The 18,704-nt window shown below is 41.5% G+C and carries 17 protein-coding genes and 3 tRNA genes; 8 read left to right on the top strand and 12 right to left on the bottom strand.

From position 1 onward, the window contains the following. Positions 1–10 precede the first annotated feature (10 nt). The 5 genes from AC13CK_RS08630 to AC13CK_RS08610 all read right to left on the bottom strand — a co-directional run bounded on the left by AC13CK_RS08630 (position 11) and on the right by AC13CK_RS08610 (position 4,822). Positions 11–841 carry a hypothetical protein gene (locus tag AC13CK_RS08630; protein ID WP_253158959.1) on the bottom strand — a complete coding sequence of 277 codons (831 nt, stop codon included), beginning with the start codon at positions 839–841 and terminating at the stop codon, positions 11–13. A gap of 291 nt (positions 842–1,132) precedes the next feature. After that, positions 1,133–1,549 (bottom strand): GlcG/HbpS family heme-binding protein, encoded by a 417-nt coding sequence (locus tag AC13CK_RS08625; protein WP_425878080.1) that lies wholly within the window; start codon positions 1,547–1,549, stop codon positions 1,133–1,135. 148 nt (positions 1,550–1,697) lie between these two features. Beyond that, on the bottom strand, positions 1,698–2,999 hold the full coding sequence (gene hemL, locus AC13CK_RS08620) for a glutamate-1-semialdehyde 2,1-aminomutase (RefSeq protein ID WP_253158961.1): 1,302 nt from the start codon (positions 2,997–2,999) through the stop codon (positions 1,698–1,700). Between the two features lie 38 nt (positions 3,000–3,037). Then, positions 3,038–3,658, bottom strand: a complete 621-nt coding sequence (thiE, locus tag AC13CK_RS08615) for a thiamine phosphate synthase (RefSeq protein ID WP_005107266.1) — start codon at positions 3,656–3,658, stop codon at positions 3,038–3,040. 780 nt (positions 3,659–4,438) lie between these two features. Next, positions 4,439–4,822 (bottom strand): Mpo1-like protein, encoded by a 384-nt coding sequence (locus tag AC13CK_RS08610; RefSeq protein ID WP_044109647.1) that lies wholly within the window; start codon positions 4,820–4,822, stop codon positions 4,439–4,441. Positions 4,823–5,151: 329 nt separating this feature from the next. Between AC13CK_RS08610 and AC13CK_RS08605 the strand changes: the two genes are divergently transcribed. Together AC13CK_RS08605 and AC13CK_RS08600 are read left to right on the top strand one after the other, a co-directional pair. After that, positions 5,152–6,609, top strand: coding sequence for a CYTH domain-containing protein (locus tag AC13CK_RS08605; protein WP_425878077.1), 1,458 nt, complete (start codon positions 5,152–5,154; stop codon positions 6,607–6,609). A gap of 140 nt (positions 6,610–6,749) precedes the next feature. Beyond that, positions 6,750–8,204 (top strand): CYTH and CHAD domain-containing protein, encoded by a 1,455-nt coding sequence (locus tag AC13CK_RS08600; protein WP_044109642.1) that lies wholly within the window; start codon positions 6,750–6,752, stop codon positions 8,202–8,204. Between the two features lie 22 nt (positions 8,205–8,226). Here AC13CK_RS08600 and AC13CK_RS08595 read toward each other — a convergent pair whose 3' ends face one another. Continuing rightward, entirely contained in the window at positions 8,227–8,859 is a 633-nt protein-coding gene (locus AC13CK_RS08595) for a hypothetical protein (protein WP_482831160.1), read from the bottom strand. A 111-nt stretch (positions 8,860–8,970) separates the two neighbouring features. Here AC13CK_RS08595 and AC13CK_RS08590 point away from each other — a divergent pair, with 111 nt between their 5' ends. Then, positions 8,971–9,372: a DUF3144 domain-containing protein gene (locus AC13CK_RS08590; protein WP_004280011.1), complete on the top strand. Its 402-nt coding sequence runs from the start codon at positions 8,971–8,973 to the stop codon at positions 9,370–9,372. Positions 9,373–9,489: 117 nt separating this feature from the next. Beyond that, positions 9,490–10,554 (top strand): amidohydrolase family protein, encoded by a 1,065-nt coding sequence (locus AC13CK_RS08585; protein WP_482831093.1) that lies wholly within the window; start codon positions 9,490–9,492, stop codon positions 10,552–10,554. Positions 10,555–10,886: 332 nt separating this feature from the next. Here the strand turns inward: AC13CK_RS08585 and AC13CK_RS08580 are convergent, their stop codons facing one another. Then, on the bottom strand, positions 10,887–13,658 hold the full coding sequence (locus AC13CK_RS08580) for a M16 family metallopeptidase (protein WP_482831092.1): 2,772 nt from the start codon (positions 13,656–13,658) through the stop codon (positions 10,887–10,889). A 144-nt stretch (positions 13,659–13,802) separates the two neighbouring features. Then, positions 13,803–14,624 carry a PhzF family phenazine biosynthesis protein gene (locus AC13CK_RS08575; protein ID WP_253147462.1) on the bottom strand — a complete coding sequence of 274 codons (822 nt, stop codon included), beginning with the start codon at positions 14,622–14,624 and terminating at the stop codon, positions 13,803–13,805. 119 nt (positions 14,625–14,743) lie between these two features. Between AC13CK_RS08575 and AC13CK_RS08570 the strand changes: the two genes are divergently transcribed. The 3 genes from AC13CK_RS08570 (at position 14,744) to AC13CK_RS08560 (ending at position 17,085) form a co-directional block, all read left to right on the top strand. Next, the gene (locus tag AC13CK_RS08570) at positions 14,744–15,331 is read left to right on the top strand and encodes a flavin reductase family protein (RefSeq protein WP_253147463.1); all 588 of its coding nucleotides are present in this window, start codon (positions 14,744–14,746) and stop codon (positions 15,329–15,331) included. 117 nt (positions 15,332–15,448) lie between these two features. Continuing rightward, on the top strand, positions 15,449–16,183 hold the full coding sequence (gene gloB, locus AC13CK_RS08565) for a hydroxyacylglutathione hydrolase (RefSeq protein ID WP_253147464.1): 735 nt from the start codon (positions 15,449–15,451) through the stop codon (positions 16,181–16,183). A 500-nt stretch (positions 16,184–16,683) separates the two neighbouring features. Beyond that, positions 16,684–17,085, top strand: coding sequence for a YkvA family protein (locus AC13CK_RS08560; protein ID WP_425878066.1), 402 nt, complete (start codon positions 16,684–16,686; stop codon positions 17,083–17,085). Between the two features lie 240 nt (positions 17,086–17,325). Here AC13CK_RS08560 and AC13CK_RS08555 read toward each other — a convergent pair whose 3' ends face one another. Then, entirely contained in the window at positions 17,326–17,598 is a 273-nt protein-coding gene (locus AC13CK_RS08555) for a hypothetical protein (protein ID WP_005107282.1), read from the bottom strand. Between the two features lie 433 nt (positions 17,599–18,031). On the opposite strand from AC13CK_RS08555, the gene AC13CK_RS08550 reads away from it, so the two are divergent. Next, the gene (locus tag AC13CK_RS08550; protein WP_004280022.1) at positions 18,032–18,235 is read left to right on the top strand and encodes a hypothetical protein; all 204 of its coding nucleotides are present in this window, start codon (positions 18,032–18,034) and stop codon (positions 18,233–18,235) included. A gap of 150 nt (positions 18,236–18,385) precedes the next feature. On the opposite strand, the gene AC13CK_RS08545 is transcribed toward AC13CK_RS08550, so the two are convergent. The 3 genes from AC13CK_RS08545 to AC13CK_RS08535 form a co-directional block, all read right to left on the bottom strand. Beyond that, positions 18,386–18,470 (bottom strand) — tRNA-Leu (locus AC13CK_RS08545). Positions 18,471–18,509: 39 nt separating this feature from the next. Then, positions 18,510–18,583, bottom strand: a tRNA-Trp gene (locus AC13CK_RS08540). A gap of 35 nt (positions 18,584–18,618) precedes the next feature. After that, positions 18,619–18,703: transfer RNA gene (locus AC13CK_RS08535), tRNA-Leu, on the bottom strand. Between the last annotated feature and the right edge of the window lies 1 nt (position 18,704).

The raw sequence follows: 18,704 nt of genomic DNA, 5'->3' as shown, positions 1-18,704 counted from the left end.
GCACTAAAAATCACTCTGCCCAATGAGTCCACTCAAAAATTTTCTTCGGGTCATCAATTTCATAAATTCGCCACTTCTTATCTAAAAAACCTAATGGAAAAACCTCATTCGATATATCGTTTTGAATAAAGTGGTTAAGAATATAAATGCTTGAATTAAGAATATCTAATACGTTATTTGATAACATTTTTTTTGTATTTTCAATGCTATTTTTCTTTTTTGAATGAATAATTTCATTTCTAAGGGTTTCTAATTCTTTAAACATTGACCAATACTTGATTTGCTTAGGTGATTCACAGTTCAAAATATTTGGAATAATTTCAGTGAGTTTTTCTGAAGTTGGTATCCATTTTTCAATTTGAGAAATTTCATAGACTTCTTGAATACCTTTTGAGTTTGTTTTTTTATAAACGAAGTCATTAGGGATTGTGGCGTTGCAAAATGCTTCAACTGCTTTATAAGAAAAAACAGATGCTATTTGTATTTGTTCAATATAGTCATAAAATAACGAGACATTTTCACTATAAAAATCTTTATTCTTTTCCATATCTTTTTTAAGTTTTTCTAGTAGATTTTCAGCTTCATCTCTAGCTTTAGTAAATATATTCAATGATAGTCCGATCTCATTAGGAAGCGATAAATTGATCTCTTTATTATCAATTTTTAAATCTAACATTCTCTGTAAAAAAACCAATTGATCGTTTTTTTTAACATTATAAATTAAGGGTTTTGAGCACCTAATATCTGGAATTTTGTAAGAGCCGAAACCTGTCTCAGATTTAGAGTAGCTGTTCACAACATGAACACATACCATTTGTAAATTTACTAAAGCTACGTTCATAAAAATTCCTTCAAAATCATTTTTTTTATAGTTATAGATAAGAATTGAGCGAGTGTCTACGAGCGATGACTGCTTCTGTCGCATTTGAAAATTAAGTTTTCCTAAAATTAATATAATACATGTTATATGAAATCCTCTGTAAATTTCATTTTAAAACAAACTCTTATATTGGTGTAAAAAGCCCAATCATTAGCGATTGGGCTTTTTAGCTGACATTTCACATTCCACGCTTCATTTTGGAACATCTTTGGATGATTTTATTAAATTGAGCTGATCAATTTCTATTTTAGATTAGCTTTGCTGCGCCAAAAACTTCTCAATCGCTACCTGTGCAATCTCCGCATCTTCAAACGACTTCACACCCGACACACCCATCGCACCGACGAGCTGCCCTTCATACATAATCGGCTCACCACCTTCCAGCATTCCTGAGAAACTTTCCATGGTCAAAAAACCCATCTGTCCGCCTTTGATAATATCTTCAAACAGTTTAGATGGATGGCGACTCATGGCAGAACATTTGGCTTTTTCGACGGCCAGATTTGCAGTCATTGGGGCTGCACCATCCATACGCTTCATCGTAAGCAAATTACCTGTTTCATCTACTACAGCAATACTGACATTAAAACTGTTCTGAATGGCATATTGATGGGCTTGATCTAATAAAAATTCAGCATCACTTAAAGTCAAATAATGTTTGGTTTGCATGAATAAATATCCCTAATTTTAAATGTAATTTTCCCTAAGCCTGAGCCCTATATGGCGCAAGAATACAGTAAGAAGTCTTTAAATTTTCATTTCTATTCGATAGATGAAAGCCCTCTCCTTTAAGGAGAGGGTTTGGGAGAGGTATAAATTACGCTTTCATCTCAGCAAAAGTTTCTTTTGCAGCCTGAATAGTGAAAGCAATATCTTCATCAGAATGCGCAGCTGAAATAAATCCTGCTTCAAAAGCAGATGGCGCAAGGTTCACGCCACGATTTAACATGCCATGGAAGAATTTACGGAAAGCATCGACATCACACTTCAACATCGAATCGAAGCTCGTGATGTCTTCCTGATCGGTAAAGTACAGACCAAACATGCCACCGACCTGTTGTGTCTTGAATGGAATGCCTGCTTCATCCGCAGCAGCTTGTAAGCCAACCAGCAGTTTCTCAAGTTGTGCAGACAATTTCTCATAGAAACCTTCAGCACGGAGATGTTTGAACATCTCGATACCGGCACGCATTGCCAATGGGTTACCTGATAGCGTACCTGCTTGATACACTTTACCCAATGGCGCGATGCATTCCATCACTTCACGTTTACCACCGAAAGCACCCACTGGTAAGCCTGCACCGATGATTTTACCTAAAGTGGTTAAATCCGGAGTAACGCCATAATGTGCTTGCGCACCGCCAAGACCGACACGGAAACCGGTCATTACTTCATCAATGATAAACACTGAACCATGCTCATCACAGACATCACGAATCGCTTGCAGGAAACCATCAATCGGTTTCACAAGGTTCATGTTGCCTGCGACTGGCTCAACAATCACGCCGGCAATTTCTGAACCGAATTTGGCAAAGCATTCTTTTAAAGTCGCGATGTCGTTATATGGAAGTGTCAGCGTATGTTTTGCAAAATCCGCTGGCACGCCTGCCGACGTCGCTTCCCCTTCACCACTGGTCAATAAACCTGAACCGGCTTTTACCAATAATGAATCCGAATGACCGTGATAACAGCCTTCAAATTTTACAATCTTGTCACGGCCAGTATAACCACGCGCTAAACGAATCGCGGTCATGGTCGCTTCTGTACCTGAGTTGGTCATACGAACCAGCTCAATCGATGGCATGATCTCGCAGATAATGTCTGCCAGTGTGGTTTCATGAACTGTGGGCGCACCAAAGCTCAAACCGTCTACTGCGGCATCCTGAACCGCTTTAATAATCGCTGGATGCGCATGACCCAAAATCATCGGCCCCCATGAACCTACATAGTCCACATAACGTTTGCCATCGACATCATACAGATACGCACCTTGGGCTTTTTCGATAAAGACCGGCGTCCCACCGACACTATTAAATGCGCGTACAGGTGAATTGACGCCACCCGGGATATGTTTATTGGCTTGTTTGAACAATTGTTCTTGCTTTGGAGATAAGCTCATGAAGGCACTCGACTCAAAATTAAATCAATCAAAAAATTTTATGCTGTAGCTTGAAAAAGCGCAGACCATTCATCTAAACGTTCAGGAATGGCATTCATAGGAAGTCCCAATATATCACTAATCACCGCGCAATAATCCGCACCTGACTCAATGACATCCTTTGAATTTTCAACCGTTAAACCACCAATGGCACAGAGAGGCACGTTCAATTTTTCTTTGGCCAGTTTTAAGGTTTCAAGACCAATATTACCCGCTTCAGGTTTACTATCAGTCGCATAAATTGCTCCAAATGCCACATAATTCGCACCATCGGCAATGGCCTGTTTAGCCAGCTCAAGTGAGTTATTACAGCTACGGCCAATCAACACGCCTTTAGGCAAACGCGCAACAGCGTCGACAATCGAACCATCATCCTGGCCTAAATGCACACCCACGCCGTATTTAACCGCCATTTCCAGATCATCGTTAATCACGAAAGGTACGCCATATTCAGCACACATGGCTTTCATGTACTCGATTTCGTAAATTTGATCTTCTTTCGCCACTTTTTTACGGCGATATTGCAAGACCGCAACACCACCATTGGCCATTGCACCTTCCAACTTCGCTAATAAAAGCTCTAATGGATCATCATTGGTAATTAAATATAAACCGCGCATCTTGCTCGCCACTTGCTAGGATGGCTCTATTATAGGCATAACTCGGTTTAATTGCCGCCATCTTGCTGTTTCTAAGACTGGGCAGCAACAGATTTGCAGTTTTTTAGCGCAATTTGTCAATTAAATCTCAAATATCACCATTTTCAGGGATATACGGACTTTCAAATCTGCGTTTTAATCGCCTTATAACAATAATTATAACGTGTTAATGCTTACGCCCTCCGACAAACGCTTTTAGGATTTTGCAGATAACTTGGTGGAGAAGTTGCAAAATTCTAAGAGCGATTTTTTTGTCTTTTTTTCGCCTGGCTCAAGCGTACTCAAATTAATTAATATTAAAAATACCCATTTTCAGGGATAGCCCAATCGGCGCGAAGCGTCTTAAATAGCCTTAGACACAGAAAATAAACAGAAAAATAAATACCTGTGTTTGTAATACCCGATCCTTTCTGGTTTTGAGTCATTCGTTTGTGGGAAAACGTTTCAAAGCCAGAAAGGATCTTTTACTTTCAGCACAAATCCACATGAATTCTTCTATGAATATTTACACAATAGCATGAGCAAAATCTTGAACATTTATTGGTAGCAAACAGGCATAAAAAAAGCCCGGAGAAGGTCGCTCCAGGCTTGGAAAACTGATGTATTAATTAAAATATAATGGTTGATCAAAAAACCTAATCTGCAATACCATAATTATTAGAATAATAATTCTAGACTTGCAAGGCTTTTATCGAAATTTCATGCTTTAAGTGGGCACATTCCGATAAAAGTCATTCTGGCTTAACGGGAAATTTTATCGTATTTAAGGTCGATCAGACTGATATTACCACGCAGGACATCGGCAAACATGCGCCAGTCCGAGATAAAGCTATATACAGGCTGTTTGAAGCTGGCTGGTTTATTGCGCTCAAAGATAAAATGACCGACCCAGGCACAGGCATAGCCCGAGAGTAAACCATATGCAAAATATCGCGGCTTGCCTTGACGAATGGCTTTGGCAAAACAGTATAAACCGATGCTACTGCCGGCCACGTGCAGACGGCGGCTAATAATATGCCGATGCTCAGTCAAATAGAAGCGATAAAATTCATGATAGTTCTTAATCGGCATCTGGGGCTGAACCATCACCTCATTCTTACTTTCTGGTTGTACTTGTACATTCATCTGTCATCATCCTGACGTTTTTTGTTTTACCTTAGCGTATATTTTAGCCAAATAACAGCCTTTTGATGCGCGCTTCAATGCATCTTGCACATCCCCGTGAAGGCCTGAATCCGATCGTTTTAGCCTAAAATGAACCGATGAAATCTAAGTTTCAAACTTCTGTTTAAGCTTTTTATGCTCAGTCAAGTCTTACATGCATTTTTATTTTGGTTACAATCTGCTGCGCACAAATCTAAAAATATAATTGCGGCTGCTGTCCGCCTCATTTTAAAACCTTATTCAAGTGAAGATTCAGTACTTAATTGCACTGAACAGATAGGATGATCATCATGGTTGAAGTTGAACTCAAGTTCCAAATTCCTGTGGCACGACGCACTGCGCTGCTCAAGGCACTTGATCCGAAAAAGTCTCAACAGATCCAGCTTCAAGCCAAATATTATGATACTACCGACCGCCAACTGGCCCGGCATGGGGTGGCACTGCGTCAGCGTCTGGAAGGTACACGTTGGGTGCAAACGCTAAAAGCGGCCGGAAAAAGCCATATCGAACGCTTTGAACATAATCATGATCTAGGGAAATTAACCGCATCTCCTGAACTGGATTTAGATATTTATAAAAAATTTCCAGAAGCCGGGGCAATTCTCAGCAATGCGCTCGGCAATCAGTTCGACCAGCTCCAACTCCAGTTTGAAACCGATATTGCCCGTACGTTAAGAGTGATTGACTATGAAGATACCCAGATCGAAGTCAGCCTGGATATTGGGCATATCCGCACACATGATGCCGAGCAAGAAGTACATGAAGTCGAGTTCGAGCTTAAAAATGGTTCAATTCAACATCTACTGGCGTTTAGTTTTGAATGGGTCAAGAAATACCAGCTCTGGCTCGATGTACGCGGCAAGGCTGAAATAGGCAATCTATTGGCCACTTCACAGCGCGTCAGTCCTGCGACCCTTAGCAAAGAATTTCAGATCAGCAAAAAAGACAGCGCCAGTAAAACCATGTACAGTCTGATTGCACAGCAGATGCAGCATTTATTGCCGAATATCGCGGCGATTGCAGCTCAGGTTGCAGAGCAGGAACATATTGATCAGGCACGACTGGCACTGGATCACTTATATCTGACCTTGCTGCTCTTCAAAGACTGGCATCCACAGCTTTCGGACAAATGGGCACATCAACTGGCGGCCTTTAAGCAGCAATTTGAACATTTGCAACATTTACAGCATATGCAAAACAGCTTGGCCGGCTTCCTGCAAAATCCCACCACGGCAGAAAACCTGAGCAAAGATATTCTGTATGCGCAGGAGAAACTCGGTAATCTGGTCAAATCTACCCAGAATGTGCATCATTATCTGGAATTACTGATGTTCAGTTTGAATGAAAATGAGCATGCCTCGCTGGACTTGAAAACTGCTGCTCAAACTACCTTGCAACAGCAATATAAAGCTTTGCAGGAACAAATGAACCAGACCGATATCACTGATTTTGAAAGTCTGGATCAATTGTCGGGCCGGATTCAGGAGCTCAAATTCAGCTTTCCGATTTTAACCACGATCTATGATGTCAAAAATTTGCAGAAATACAGCAAAGCGCTGAACGATGCTCAACTGGCAGCCAGTGAATATCAAACTTTGGCCTCTTCTGCAGTTTATATTCAGCAGACCGAGCTGGAAGCAAGTGACTGGTTTGTGCTGGGCTGGCTGACCGCCAAGCAGGAAGTCTATGCGCAGAAACTGCTTGAAGCGACCGAACAGTTCTTGGTCAGTCGTAAATTCCTGAAATAAACATATTGAAATAAATATCACAAGAAAAACTCAAAGCACGCCTTCTCTGGCGTGCTTTTTTGTTGCAGAAGCACATCACACCCCTGCCGATCTTTGGGCTATATTAATCTATAAAACCCACATCGCGGAGGAATGACCCGATGGCAGAAATAGAACTCAAATTCCAGATTCCGCCACAGTCTCGTGTGCAATTTGAACAGGACATTCAGAAACTTCAGCCGACTCGGCATCGTCTGTGTGCACGCTACTTTGATACTGAAGCGCAACAATTACAACAACATCAGATTGCCCTGCGGCAACGTCTGGAAGACCAGCAATGGATTCAAACCCTGAAAGCAGCGACTGAACAACAATTTGAACGTTTTGAACTTGAGCATGAATTAAAAAGTCCTCCGGAACATTGTGATTTTCAGTTATATCGCAAACATAAACCGGCCAAAAAAATCCTGAAACAGGCGCTCGGTGATCTGGAGACACCACTCATCCTGCAATTTGAAACAGATGTCGTACGGTATGTCCTCACAGAAAGTCATCTGGACAGCCAGATTGAAATTGCCTTTGATGTCGGAGAAATTCGACACAATGATCAAGCCATCGATATTTATGAAGTCGAATTTGAGCTTAAATCCGGCCAGCTGAGTGAATTGATTGATTTCATTCAGCCCTGGGTTCAGCGTTATGCTTTGTGGCTGGATACACGGAGCAAATCGGAACGCGGTTATGCCTTATTACATGATGAAGAGAGTCTGCCAGTTCAGCATCAGCTTCCCTTAGTGCTTGAACAGAAAGATCAGATCAGTACGATTTTACAAAAAATTGTCGCCAACTGTCTGGCTCATCTTTTCCCAAATGCGACGGCGATTGCTGCCGAAAATTATAATAGTGATCATGTGCATCAGGCACGTGTTGCGATTCGGCGTTTGCGCAGTGCTTTTAAAATTTTCCAGTCCGTGACTGAACATGTACAGCCAGAATGGCCGGAACAGCTGCGGGATATTTTTCAGCAACTGGGTTCTACCCGAGATCGCGATGCCCTGGCAGAAAGCCTGATTCCACAACTGGAAAAAGCAGGTTCCCCCTTACTGAAATTACCCCCACACCGACAAAAACAGCCAGATATCAGTGTGCTGTTCAGAAGTCCTGCTACCGTAGAACTAATGCTGCAACTGTTCAGCTTTAGCCAAGAAAAAACGGATAACAAAGCCAAGTCTTCACATAAGATTTTGTGTAAAGGCCTGAGCAAGCTGCACCAGCAAATCTGTCAGGATGCCGAGAACTATCAAGAACTGGATATTGAATCCCGGCATCGGACACGCAAACGGGTCAAACGCTTACGCTATAACGTAGAATTCTTGCAAAGCCTGTTTCCTGAAAAAGAGGTTAAAGCCTATCTAAAAGCCTTAAAACCCTTGCAGGAAAGTCTCGGGCATTATAACGACCTATTTGTTGCAGACGAATTATTTAGACCTTATGTCAAACAACAGGCCAAGGCCTGGTTTGTGCTAGGCTGGATAAGTGCGGAACAGCAGCGTTTTTCGAACGAAGCAGCAGAGCGTTTACAGCAGTTTGCAGAAAATACCAAGCCCTTCTGGTAAGACCGGGCTTGGTCAAACTGTGCTAGCGATATTTGCCGAATACTTTCCAGATATTATTGTCTGCCAGAGGATCGTTATAACTGTCGCTGCGTTGCTTGCGTGGCTTATCGCGTGCATCGACCAGTTCAAAATGTGGCTCAACACTCAGCACAATCCCATTCACATAAAAACGGGTGCGCGTATATTCGCTCTGGCCATGCTGAAACACATAAGTGCGTAAATCCACAAATTCACGGTGTGCCACCAAAGCTGCAGTATCGTCACTATCAAGCCACTGCCGCATGGCTGCAATCTGCTCGGGTTCGAACTGGCCGCATTTTTCGATCAGGCTGGCGACCCCACGAAAAGTTTTGGATTCCTTGGCGCGGGTTTTATTAATGCGAATCCGGTCAACATGAAAATAAAACAGCGGCAAGTTTAAATGACTCGGCAGATGGATCGCATCCAAGATTTCATCTTCCATAAAAGGCTGAAACAGATCCTGTGCCCTTTCATTCAGCCCGAGCCACTGGCTATAGTATTCATCTACCTGTGACTGGCTGCCATAATAAATCGGCAAGCCTTCAACATTGGCTAGATTTGCTGGTGGCCAAATATTCTGGCGCAATAAGGCAATATCACTTTTTAGGCTTTGTACTGCAATCGCATCCTGCATGGCATTCACTTTTATATGCTTAGGCTATTTTTTAGATTAAGGCAAAGGTTTAGTTTCTGCAAGGCTTTGCCTATAATTAACGATTGAGATTTTAGTGTTAGGAACAAATTCATGGTTCAAAAGATTGAAGCAACCGATGTAACCGAAGAAGAAGCGTTAAATGCGGCATTCTTTGAACGTGCTGATGAATTTATTCAACAAGCCAACGAGTTTTGTCGCGTAGAAAAAGGCTCACAGGAAAAACCAAGCGATAAGCGCGGTCAAGTCAGTGCAGCGATGTTATTTGGTACTGCCCGTTTCAATACCTGGGTGGCAGCAAATAATTTTAAAGATGGCAACGAGATGCGTGATGCCAAAGATCAGGTCATGTCTTATATCTTGCAGCAATTTCAAATGATGCTGGAAGATAACTATGATGAATACTGTGAACAGTTCGAAAACTATTTGCGTTTCCGTCACAATGAAGAGTTTCATGCCAACAAGCATAACCATGATCACAAGCACGATCATTGATTAAAAATGAAAAGCCCTACGGGGCTTTTTTTATTTGCCGTCATTTATCATATTGACTTTAAAGTGATTTAAGCACTATATAAGTTGAATAATAAATAAACTAAAACAAGGCATAGCATGCAGCAACTTCCCTTCCCGATCATTGACCCGCATATTCACCAATGGGATCCGTATAATACCCCACATGCGGCAGCGCTCGCGGTAAAGCTGTTTGGCAAACATCCCAGGCTGCTGGATAAAATGGTTCGGCTGTTAAAACCCAAAGATGTGATTGAGACGATTGGATTGACCCAGCACCTGACCTCACCTTATCTGCCTGCAAATTACAAGAAAGATGCAGGACATTATGAAATAGAGCAGATTGTGCATGTTGAAGCCAGCTGGCATGACCATAAAGGTACGGGTGTGGTAAATGAAACCCGTTTTATCGCTGGGCTTCCTTTTGATCAGCACACTATCCAATTGGGTGGAATTGTCGCTACGGCGGATCCGCGGCAGAAAAATTTTAAACAGTTGATTCAATTGCATCGCGAAGCTTCTCCCAAGTTTCGGGGCATCCGTAAAATGGCTGCAGTACATCCAGATAAAGGGATTCATGCCTGGACCGATGAACCGCATCTCTATCGCAACACAGATTTACTGAAGGGCTTTGAAGAACTGGCCAGGCAAGATTTAAGCTTTGATGCCTGGGTGTACTCTACCCAGATTGCGGATGTTACTGCGCTGGCCAAAGCCTTTCCAAACACCCCTATTGTGCTGGATCATCTGGGTACGCCCGCAGGTTTATTTGGCAAAGTGGGCAAAGCTACAGGCAAGACCGAACAAGATCGCACCCAGATATTTGCAGACTGGAAAGATCAGTTGGCAAAACTGGCCGAATGCAAAAATGTATCGACCAAAATATCTGGTCTGTTTATGCCAGTCTTGGGACATGATTTTCACACGCAGAAACGGCTGGCAAGTAAACAGGAATTAGTGGAACGTGCCGCACCCGTGATCCAGCATACTTTAGACTGTTTTGGTTCTGGGCGCGTGATGTTTGCATCCAACTTTCCAGTGGACAGTGTCAGTAGCTCACTCACCAACATTATTGATGCCTTTAGCGATATTGTGCAGGACTACAATGAAAATGCCTTAAAGTCGATTTTTTATGAAAATGCTAAACGTTTTTATCGACTTTGAGTAGATGAGGACATGCTAAGTTGGATAACAGATTCCAGTCTAAATACGCCTTCAGGCAAAGGACTATGTATTTTACTCACTATTATTTCAAGCTGGATAACGTCTTATTATTATCAAATGGTGATCCATCATTCTTTTGATCGAGATATTGCTTTCGTTTCAGCTTTGATTGGCTGTGGAATATTGATTTTTCTTCTTATTGTATCTGTTTGGAGTCTGCCCCTATCTATCCTTGTGGGCATAATCGGAGGGATTATTTTTAGCCATAGAGCAACCTAGAGCATAAAACTAAAATCAAAAATCCCCTCACTTGAGGGGATTTTTTATCAACACTACGATGTTTTAACTTGCTTACCGTACTGATCAGCCATCACTTCAACCAGCTGATCCGGCTTGATGTATTTTTTAATCATGGTATCAATATCGGCTTTGCTCAGTTGAGCAATCGCCTGATCACGTTTTTCCCGGTAAACCAGATTACGCTCTTTTTCCAGCTGTGGAATCAACATAGTGTGAATACGGCGATCATCTTCGAGTGCAGTTAAACGCTGTTTCAAGATACTGGCTTTTGCCGCTTCGACTTCCTGTTCAGTCACGCCACGTGTCAGCAGTTCATTGAGTACCTTATGCACTGCCTGAGAAACCTGTGCGGATTTTCCAGCCGTATAATTGGCACTAATCATCATGGCGCCCACATCTGCCCATTCATCGAGTTGCACATCTGCACTAAAACCATAGACTAGTGCATTTTTCTCGCGTAGCTCTTGTGCCAGTCGTGACGATAACTGTGAATCACCCAGAATATAACGAAAGACCTGTAATGCAGGTACATCGGCATGATCTGCGCCGACCGGCATGCTCATGAATGCCTGATAACTCCCGAATTCACGCTGCTCGGACAACGCATGAATTTTCTGGGCTGGGTAGCTTCGATATTCCGATTTCAGACGCTCATAAGGCTGTGCCGCTTTCCAGTCTGAGAAACTATTTTTCAGGGTTTTTTGCATCGATTTCGGATTAAATTCGCCCGTAACCGCGATTTGCGCATGTTGGGTTTTTAAAAACTGCTGATACAGTGCCACAACCTGTTCGCGAGTCGCTTTCTGATACTGTTTTTTGGCCAGTTCAGGCTCGAAATGGAAACGCAGATCGCCAGGCTGATAGATCTCGAGAGTTCGCGCCATCGTCAAGCTCGACACGGTATCTGGTTCAGTATAAGGACGATCCAGACTGGATAAAGTCTGCCCCTTGATCAAGTCAAACTGGCTTTGCTCAAATGCCGGCGTTTTCAGCACATCAACAACATACTGGAAAAACTCTCCAAACTTTTCTTTTTTGGCGCTGATCTGCAAGGTGAGGCCATTACCGGATGCACCGGCAGTCGCCGAACCACCTACTTCAATAATTTTATCGGCAATCTGCTGCAAGCTTTGGGTTTTCGATGAGCGCAACATTAAATAAGCCGTCAGGTCCAGAATCTCGCCTTTATTCATCAGGCTTTGTGCGGTACCAAAATCCAGTGAAATTGTGGCATAGACCTTGTCATCACGGGTATTCGTCGGAAACAGCGCGTATTTAATGCCATTTCTCAACTTACCACGCTGAATCTGCTGATCTTTGCTATACAGATACTGTTTGGATTCCTGTACATATTGATTCACTTCAGCCTGATAAACACTGACATCTTTCAGTGGCTCTTCTGCTTCAGCCTGCTGAGCCAGAGTTTTTGCCGGTGCTTCTGTTTGTGCCAGTTCCTGCGCTTTTTTCTGATCTTCCGGGGTAGGTAAAATATTGCCAGAAATACGATATTCAGGTTTTAAAAAATTCTTATAGACCTGATTGACCTGATTGACATTCAAGTTTTGAATCGCATTCAGATCTTTAAAATACTGGCTCCAGTCACCCGAATAAGCCACAGCATAATCACTTAAACGCGAACCCAAAGCAGTCGCACTATTTTTAATATTGTCGGCCTGATTCCGGGTCAGATTTTTAGCCCGGTTTAATTCTGCCTCGGTAAATGGCTGACTCTGCTCTACGCCTTGAATCAGCCCCTGTTCTATGGCCTGTGCCTGATGATTCGGTGCATAGATTGCCCCCATAAACACCAGATTAAAGTCTTTATCAAGCCAGGTGCTGGCTTGCACAGCAGTCGACTTTCCAGTTTCCACCATACTCTGATACAGATGTCCGCTCGGCTGCAAGGTGTATAACGTTGGTGAAACAGCCAAAGCCGTTTTAATGTTTTCTTCTGATTGATTTAAATAAAGATTAAACTTGGCCAGATCACTGCCTTTTCGCACGGTAAATTCACGCTGTTTAATCTGTTCCGGTTTAAGCGCTGGGACTTTCACTTGCACTGGTACACTTCTGGACTGAATCGGACTGAAATGTGTATCCAGCTGTTTTAACACCTCGGCCTTGTCAAACTTGCCTGAAATGACCATAAAGGCATTATTCGGTGCATACCAATTACGGTAAAAACGGTTTAATTCCTGCATATTAATGGATTGCAGTTCATTCAGGTCACCAATGGGCAAACGGCCTAAATACTGATTACCATAGGCCGATTTAAATACCTGATCGATCAATACCGAAAATGGCTGGTCCAGCCGGATTTCACGCTCGCGTTTTACAATATCAATTTCAGTCGGTACATATTTTTCCTGAAGCACCAGCTTGTCCATGCGTTCGGCTTCCAGAAAAATGACTTCACTTAATGCTGTTTTTTCAGGACGGATCACATTGGTATATTTGGTCGAGTAATAGTCGGTACTGGCATTGGTCATTAAGGTGTATTGATCCAGTCGGCGCTGGAACTCATCCCCTTTGACATTTTCTGTACCTTTAAAGGCCAAATGTTCCAGCAGATGGGCCAGCCCGCCCTTACCTTGAGGATCGTTCAGGGAACCGGTCAGATAGACCGTATTCATAAAAATCTTATTTTCTTTATCATTCGGTGCTAGAATAATGCGCAGTCCATTATCCAGTCGGTATTCTTCAATATTCTGTTCCGTTTTCACCAAAACAGGCTGTGCAAAACTTAGTACACTACAGCCAGACAATATAATAGCCAGACTTAAATTTTTATAACGTAGCAACATTCTTCATCCAAATTATAAATATAAATTTTTATTCGCGCCCATCTTAGAGAATGATTCTTTTTCTGAATAATCTATTCCAAGCCGAACCATCAAAATAACATGTCGCCTCACCTGACGACATGTAGATCTATGTAATTATGAAAATTAAAGATAAATTTCAGCCTGCATATATAGCTTGCCGTAACCGGAAATTTCAATTCGGTCCTGATCTTGCAAGGCACAATACAGTACACCACCACGTGCTGATGCCTGATAGGCGACCAGTTCATTTTTACCCAGTTTTTCGGCCCACAGCGGTGCAATTCCGGTGTGAATTGAACCTGTTACCGGATCTTCATTGATTCCATTACTCGGTGCAAAATAACGTGAAATACAGTCATATTGCGTATCTTGTGTGGTGATTGCGACATCTAGAAAGGTATTTTGAGCAGTAATTGCTGTACGCTTGCCATTCAACTGTTTAAGCAGTTCAAAATCGGGGGTTTCATCCAGCACATCTTGTACCGATTCATATTCAATAATATAGCCCTGCGCGTTCAGATAAACCTGTTTAAATGGTTTATTTAAGGCCTGTCTTAAGGCCTCAGGATATTCAACAACAGGCTCTGCACGACGGATTGGAAAGTTCATTCTGATCTTGCCATCCGCATCCTGCCGGACCACAAAGATGCCAAAATCTTTCACATGAAAATGAATCGTTTTCCCTGTATCAAACTGATTGAATAATACAAAGCTACTGGCCAGTGTCGCATGACCACAAAAATCCACTTCCTTGGTTGGCGTAAACCATCGAATGGCATAATTATCGCTATCGATGACTTTAACAAAAGCCGTTTCAGACAGATTATTTTCCAAGGCGATATTTTGCATCAGACCATCTTCGAGCCATTCATCCAGCACAATCACGGCTGCGGGATTGCCTTTAAACAGTTCCGTGGTAAACGCATCGACCTGGTACATTTTCATTTTTTGAATTCCTGAATATAACGATCTCTAGTTTAAAAGCTTTTTTGCAAGAATGAACTTGAATATGTTAATGATCTCATTAATCTAGCCTATTAAATAAATAGAGCAAATGGTGCTGCATGACACACTCCCATATTCAAAGTGTTCTTTTAGAAAAAGCTTATCGTCTGATTACCCATGGCCCTACTGTACTGGTGTCTGCTCAAGATCAACAGGATACAGATGTTATGGCAGCAGCCTGGGCATGCGCACTGGAATTCAGCCCCGCCAAAGTGACTGTGGTTCTGGATAAAAGTACCAAAACCCGAAATATTATTGAAAATTCAGGTTATTTCGCGCTGCAAATTCCGACACTGAAACAACTGAATATGGTCTATCGTCTGGGTACGCAAAGCTTGCATGATGTGCCGGACAAACTGGCACAATCCGGAATAGAACTATTTCATTTTTCTGGTTCTGATATTCCTGTAGTACAAGGTTGTGCGGCCTGGATACTTTGCGAGCTGATTCCTGAGCCGCATAACCAGCAAATGCATGACCTGTTTATAGGCAAGGTGATTGCAGCATATGCCGATAATCGGGTCTTCCGCGACGGCCACTGGCATTATCATGAGGTGGATGAAGAATGGAAAAGTATTCATCATGTAGCCGGCGGGCATTTTTATACCATTGGCAATGCGGTGAGCATTGATGATCCAGCATCATAAATTTTTCAAATTTGGGATAAATGAAAATAATCGAGGATAATCAGATGATATCGACAAGCCCCAGAGCATCCGAAATTATGCTACTTTATCTTTAATCTTCATTTGGTCTGATGCGCTATGATGCCTTTTAAAATTCACTGTATTGATGTCCAGAATTCACTGCAAAATTATATCTGGTTGCTTGAACATACCGTGTCACATCAGGTGGCCGTGATTGACCCAACTGAAGCAGAATTGGTGCAAAACTATTGTGCCGAACACGGTTTAACTGTAAGTCAAATCTGGCTGACGCACTGGCATAAAGACCATATTGGTGGTGTGCCGGGGTTAATCCAAGGAAAAAATCTGCCTGTGTATGGCCCACGGGCAGAACTGAGCAAAATTCCGTTTATCACCCATCCGCTTGAGCATGAAGAACAGTTTAATTTTCATGGGATAGATATCCAGGTAATTGCTGTGCCGGGACATACATTAGGCCATATTGTTTATTTTATTGATGCAATTGATGTGCTGTTCTGCGGCGATACTTTATTTGCCATGGGCTGTGGCCGGGTTTTTGAGGGTACTTATTCACAGATGTATCATTCACTGTCACGTCTGGCTGCCTTGCCGCCGCGCACGCAGGTGTATTGCACTCATGAATACACCTTGTCGAATGCACAGTTTGCCAAACACGTCGAACCAGATAATCCTGAAATTCTGGAACGTTTCGAACATATTGAGCGTTTACGTATGCTAGGCCAGTGCACGCTACCAAGCAGTATTGAAGATGAATTGCAAACTAATCCTTTTCTGCGTGCAGAAAGCGTGGAAGAATTCCAGCGCTTAAGAACTCTCAAAGATCAGTTTTAAACGGGATTCAAAGCTGAAGATCAATCTTCAGCCGACTCACTTTTTTTTCATTTGCGATGCATAGAATGTCATTGAAAGGCACGTACAACTTTTACACAAGTCGGAGTAAGTTGAACCTCCATCTAAAAAATGTCTTTCTGTGCCATTTTTCCTTTCTTATAATCAACCACGTCCCCTATTTTTTAGGAACCAATTTCAGTTCTAACATATGAAATAATGACTCACAAAAAATAGGATAATGTTTATTAAAATTAAATAAATTCACGGAATATTGCTTAAATAATCAACATGGAACCTAATAAATTATTTAAAAAGCCCAATTTACTTGAATTGGGCTTTTAAAAAACTATAAAGATATGATTTATATATAATAAAAAATAGAATTTCGGATAACGTGTATTATGTTAATTCTAGAAAATCGTAATAGGATAATAAAAATCTATATTGTTTTAAGAAAACTCTCTTATGATTAAATCTCTATAGTTCTTTTAATATTTGCTATGTATCAAAGAATCAAACAATGGGCTAAATCAATTAAAAAAGATATCTTGGTTGTTTGGCTTATTGCAAAAGACAAGCGAACGCCCAATTCTATAAAGTTTTTAGCTTTAATTATTGCTGCCTATGCCTTCTCACCAATTGATTTAATTCCAGATTTTATTCCCGTACTTGGGTATTTAGACGATATTATTGTTGTACCTTTAGGTATTTTATTAGTTATCAAGCTTACCCCACAAAACATTATAGATGATTGTAGAATTCTTGCAGAAACCTTAGTTGAAAGGCCTATAAACCGTTGGGGAGCAGGAATTATTATCCTGATATGGCTTGTAATATTGGGATATTTAACCATGTACTTCATGAACGATTCACTGTCTATACTGTCTATTTTTAACAAGTGAGATTTAGATACCCTCTCTCATTTGCACCCATTTAATATAATGGGCATTATTCAAAATTAAACTGTAAACCAAAATAGAAATAAAATGTCTGCTTTCAGAGCATGACATTAGTTCTGTCGTTCAACTTTAAAAGTGACATTGGCCATGTCGATCCCGAATGATGATATGTAGGATAGCAGTAACTAGTTTCTTGGATTCTATTCACTAAAACTGACAACGTATGTATCGCATGAAGCAATGTTAAAGAATCTGGTTACTTTGTGCATAAGTATCCAGTTCACCTTGAGTCACGACACGCACCGCCTGCATTTCATCAATACGTACCAGTAGCAAGCCACCTAAAGCAGGCTGATAACGACGGGCACTGCCGAAAGGCGTATAGGCCACTTTCGACTGAATACTAAAGCTCAACCAGTCTTCATGTCCCAACATCACAGCAACCGGATCAAGTCCCTGCTGCTGCATTAATTCAATTTGCTGATTCACATAGTCTTCAATGGTTAATTCAGTCATGGTGCGGGTATTCAGTTTGAGAATTACATTTCGAACAGTATAAAGCATGCAAATCGAGCTTAAGGTCAGAAAACCAGCAGCCAGTTTTCTTTTAATAAATAAATCGATTAGATTTTAATTTTCTCATTGTAGATCTGAAATTTTCTATTTCATACGGTTGATAAAATTAGAAAATAACCTGTTTCGCTAATAAGCTATTGAATTAGAAAATTAATTATCCAAATTTATAGCTTATAAAAACTTAATATTTAGTTACAACCTATTCAATATGATAAAAATCATTTACTTAACGTTTAAATTGATTTTTTCTTAATCAACCGATGTTCACTATATACGCAAATTCATTTAAATTAATTTAAATAAAGGCATTTGCCCTTTAAAAGATAATTTTTCACCCTTATTTAAGATTTAACAATGATGAAGGAGTGATCTCGTGAAAAAAGTGGTTAAAGCGAAAAATTTGATTGCATTTCGACTATGGTTAGAAAAATTGGGATATTCGGTACGCACCCTGGCGGATGATCGTGGTTTCAGTTTCAGTTTCAAGAAAGAATATGGCCTGGTGACCTGTGATCTGGCAGGTAATGCCTTGGCACTACAACTAGGCGAGGAATTTGAAGATCATTTAAAAGCCTGATTGCTTCTTTAAGAACAGAAAAATAAATTAATCTTTCCACTGATTTAACAGCGCTATTCTCCAGTTATTCAGCCCATTTCGATGGGCTTTTCTTTGTTCAGTAAATTTTAGGCAATAAAAAAGCAAGGCATCTGCCTTGCTTTAATATGATGGTGGGGACGGAGAGACTCGAACTCTCACACCTCGCGGCGCTGGAACCTAAATCCAGTGCGTCTACCAATTTCGCCACGTCCCCATCAGGGTACCAACTTAACGTTGGATTTCTTTCAAACTTTGGCAGAGGATCAAGGATTCGAACCTTGACGAACGGTTTTGGAGACCGTCATGCTACCATTACACCAATCCTCTACTTCCACCCAATATCCAGTTGCCCAAATATAGATTGGTGGGGACGGAGAGACTCGAACTCTCACACCTCGCGGCGCTGGAACCTAAATCCAGTGCGTCTACCAATTTCGCCACGTCCCCA

It is taken from the genome of Acinetobacter sp. L-24, from assembly GCF_056857555.1.
Note: the sequence above shows the minus strand (reverse complement) of the source record. Positions and strands in the feature narration are given on the sequence as shown.

Excerpts from the sequence above, each read along its gene's own strand:
- AC13CK_RS08600 (WP_044109642.1), top strand. The coding sequence starts at position 6,750 with ATGGCAGAAATAGAACTCAAATTCCAGATTCCGCCACAGTCTCGTGTG.
- gloB (WP_253147464.1), top strand. The coding sequence starts at position 15,449 with ATGATGCCTTTTAAAATTCACTGTATTGATGTCCAGAATTCACTGCAA.
- AC13CK_RS08610 (WP_044109647.1), bottom strand. The coding sequence starts at position 4,822 with ATGAATGTACAAGTACAACCAGAAAGTAAGAATGAGGTGATGGTTCAG.
- AC13CK_RS08555 (WP_005107282.1), bottom strand. The coding sequence starts at position 17,598 with ATGACTGAATTAACCATTGAAGACTATGTGAATCAGCAAATTGAATTA.
- AC13CK_RS08560 (WP_425878066.1), top strand. The coding sequence starts at position 16,684 with ATGTATCAAAGAATCAAACAATGGGCTAAATCAATTAAAAAAGATATC.
- AC13CK_RS08595 (WP_482831160.1), bottom strand. The coding sequence starts at position 8,859 with ATGCAGGATGCGATTGCAGTACAAAGCCTAAAAAGTGATATTGCCTTA.
- AC13CK_RS08590 (WP_004280011.1), top strand. The coding sequence starts at position 8,971 with ATGGTTCAAAAGATTGAAGCAACCGATGTAACCGAAGAAGAAGCGTTA.
- AC13CK_RS08585 (WP_482831093.1), top strand. The coding sequence starts at position 9,490 with ATGCAGCAACTTCCCTTCCCGATCATTGACCCGCATATTCACCAATGG.
- AC13CK_RS08605 (WP_425878077.1), top strand. The coding sequence starts at position 5,152 with ATGGTTGAAGTTGAACTCAAGTTCCAAATTCCTGTGGCACGACGCACT.
- AC13CK_RS08570 (WP_253147463.1), top strand. The coding sequence starts at position 14,744 with ATGACACACTCCCATATTCAAAGTGTTCTTTTAGAAAAAGCTTATCGT.
- AC13CK_RS08575 (WP_253147462.1), bottom strand. The coding sequence starts at position 14,624 with ATGAAAATGTACCAGGTCGATGCGTTTACCACGGAACTGTTTAAAGGC.
- AC13CK_RS08630 (WP_253158959.1), bottom strand. The coding sequence starts at position 841 with ATGAACGTAGCTTTAGTAAATTTACAAATGGTATGTGTTCATGTTGTG.
- AC13CK_RS08580 (WP_482831092.1), bottom strand. The coding sequence starts at position 13,658 with ATGTTGCTACGTTATAAAAATTTAAGTCTGGCTATTATATTGTCTGGC.
- AC13CK_RS08625 (WP_425878080.1), bottom strand. The coding sequence starts at position 1,549 with ATGCAAACCAAACATTATTTGACTTTAAGTGATGCTGAATTTTTATTA.
- thiE (WP_005107266.1), bottom strand. The coding sequence starts at position 3,658 with ATGCGCGGTTTATATTTAATTACCAATGATGATCCATTAGAGCTTTTA.
- hemL (WP_253158961.1), bottom strand. The coding sequence starts at position 2,999 with ATGAGCTTATCTCCAAAGCAAGAACAATTGTTCAAACAAGCCAATAAA.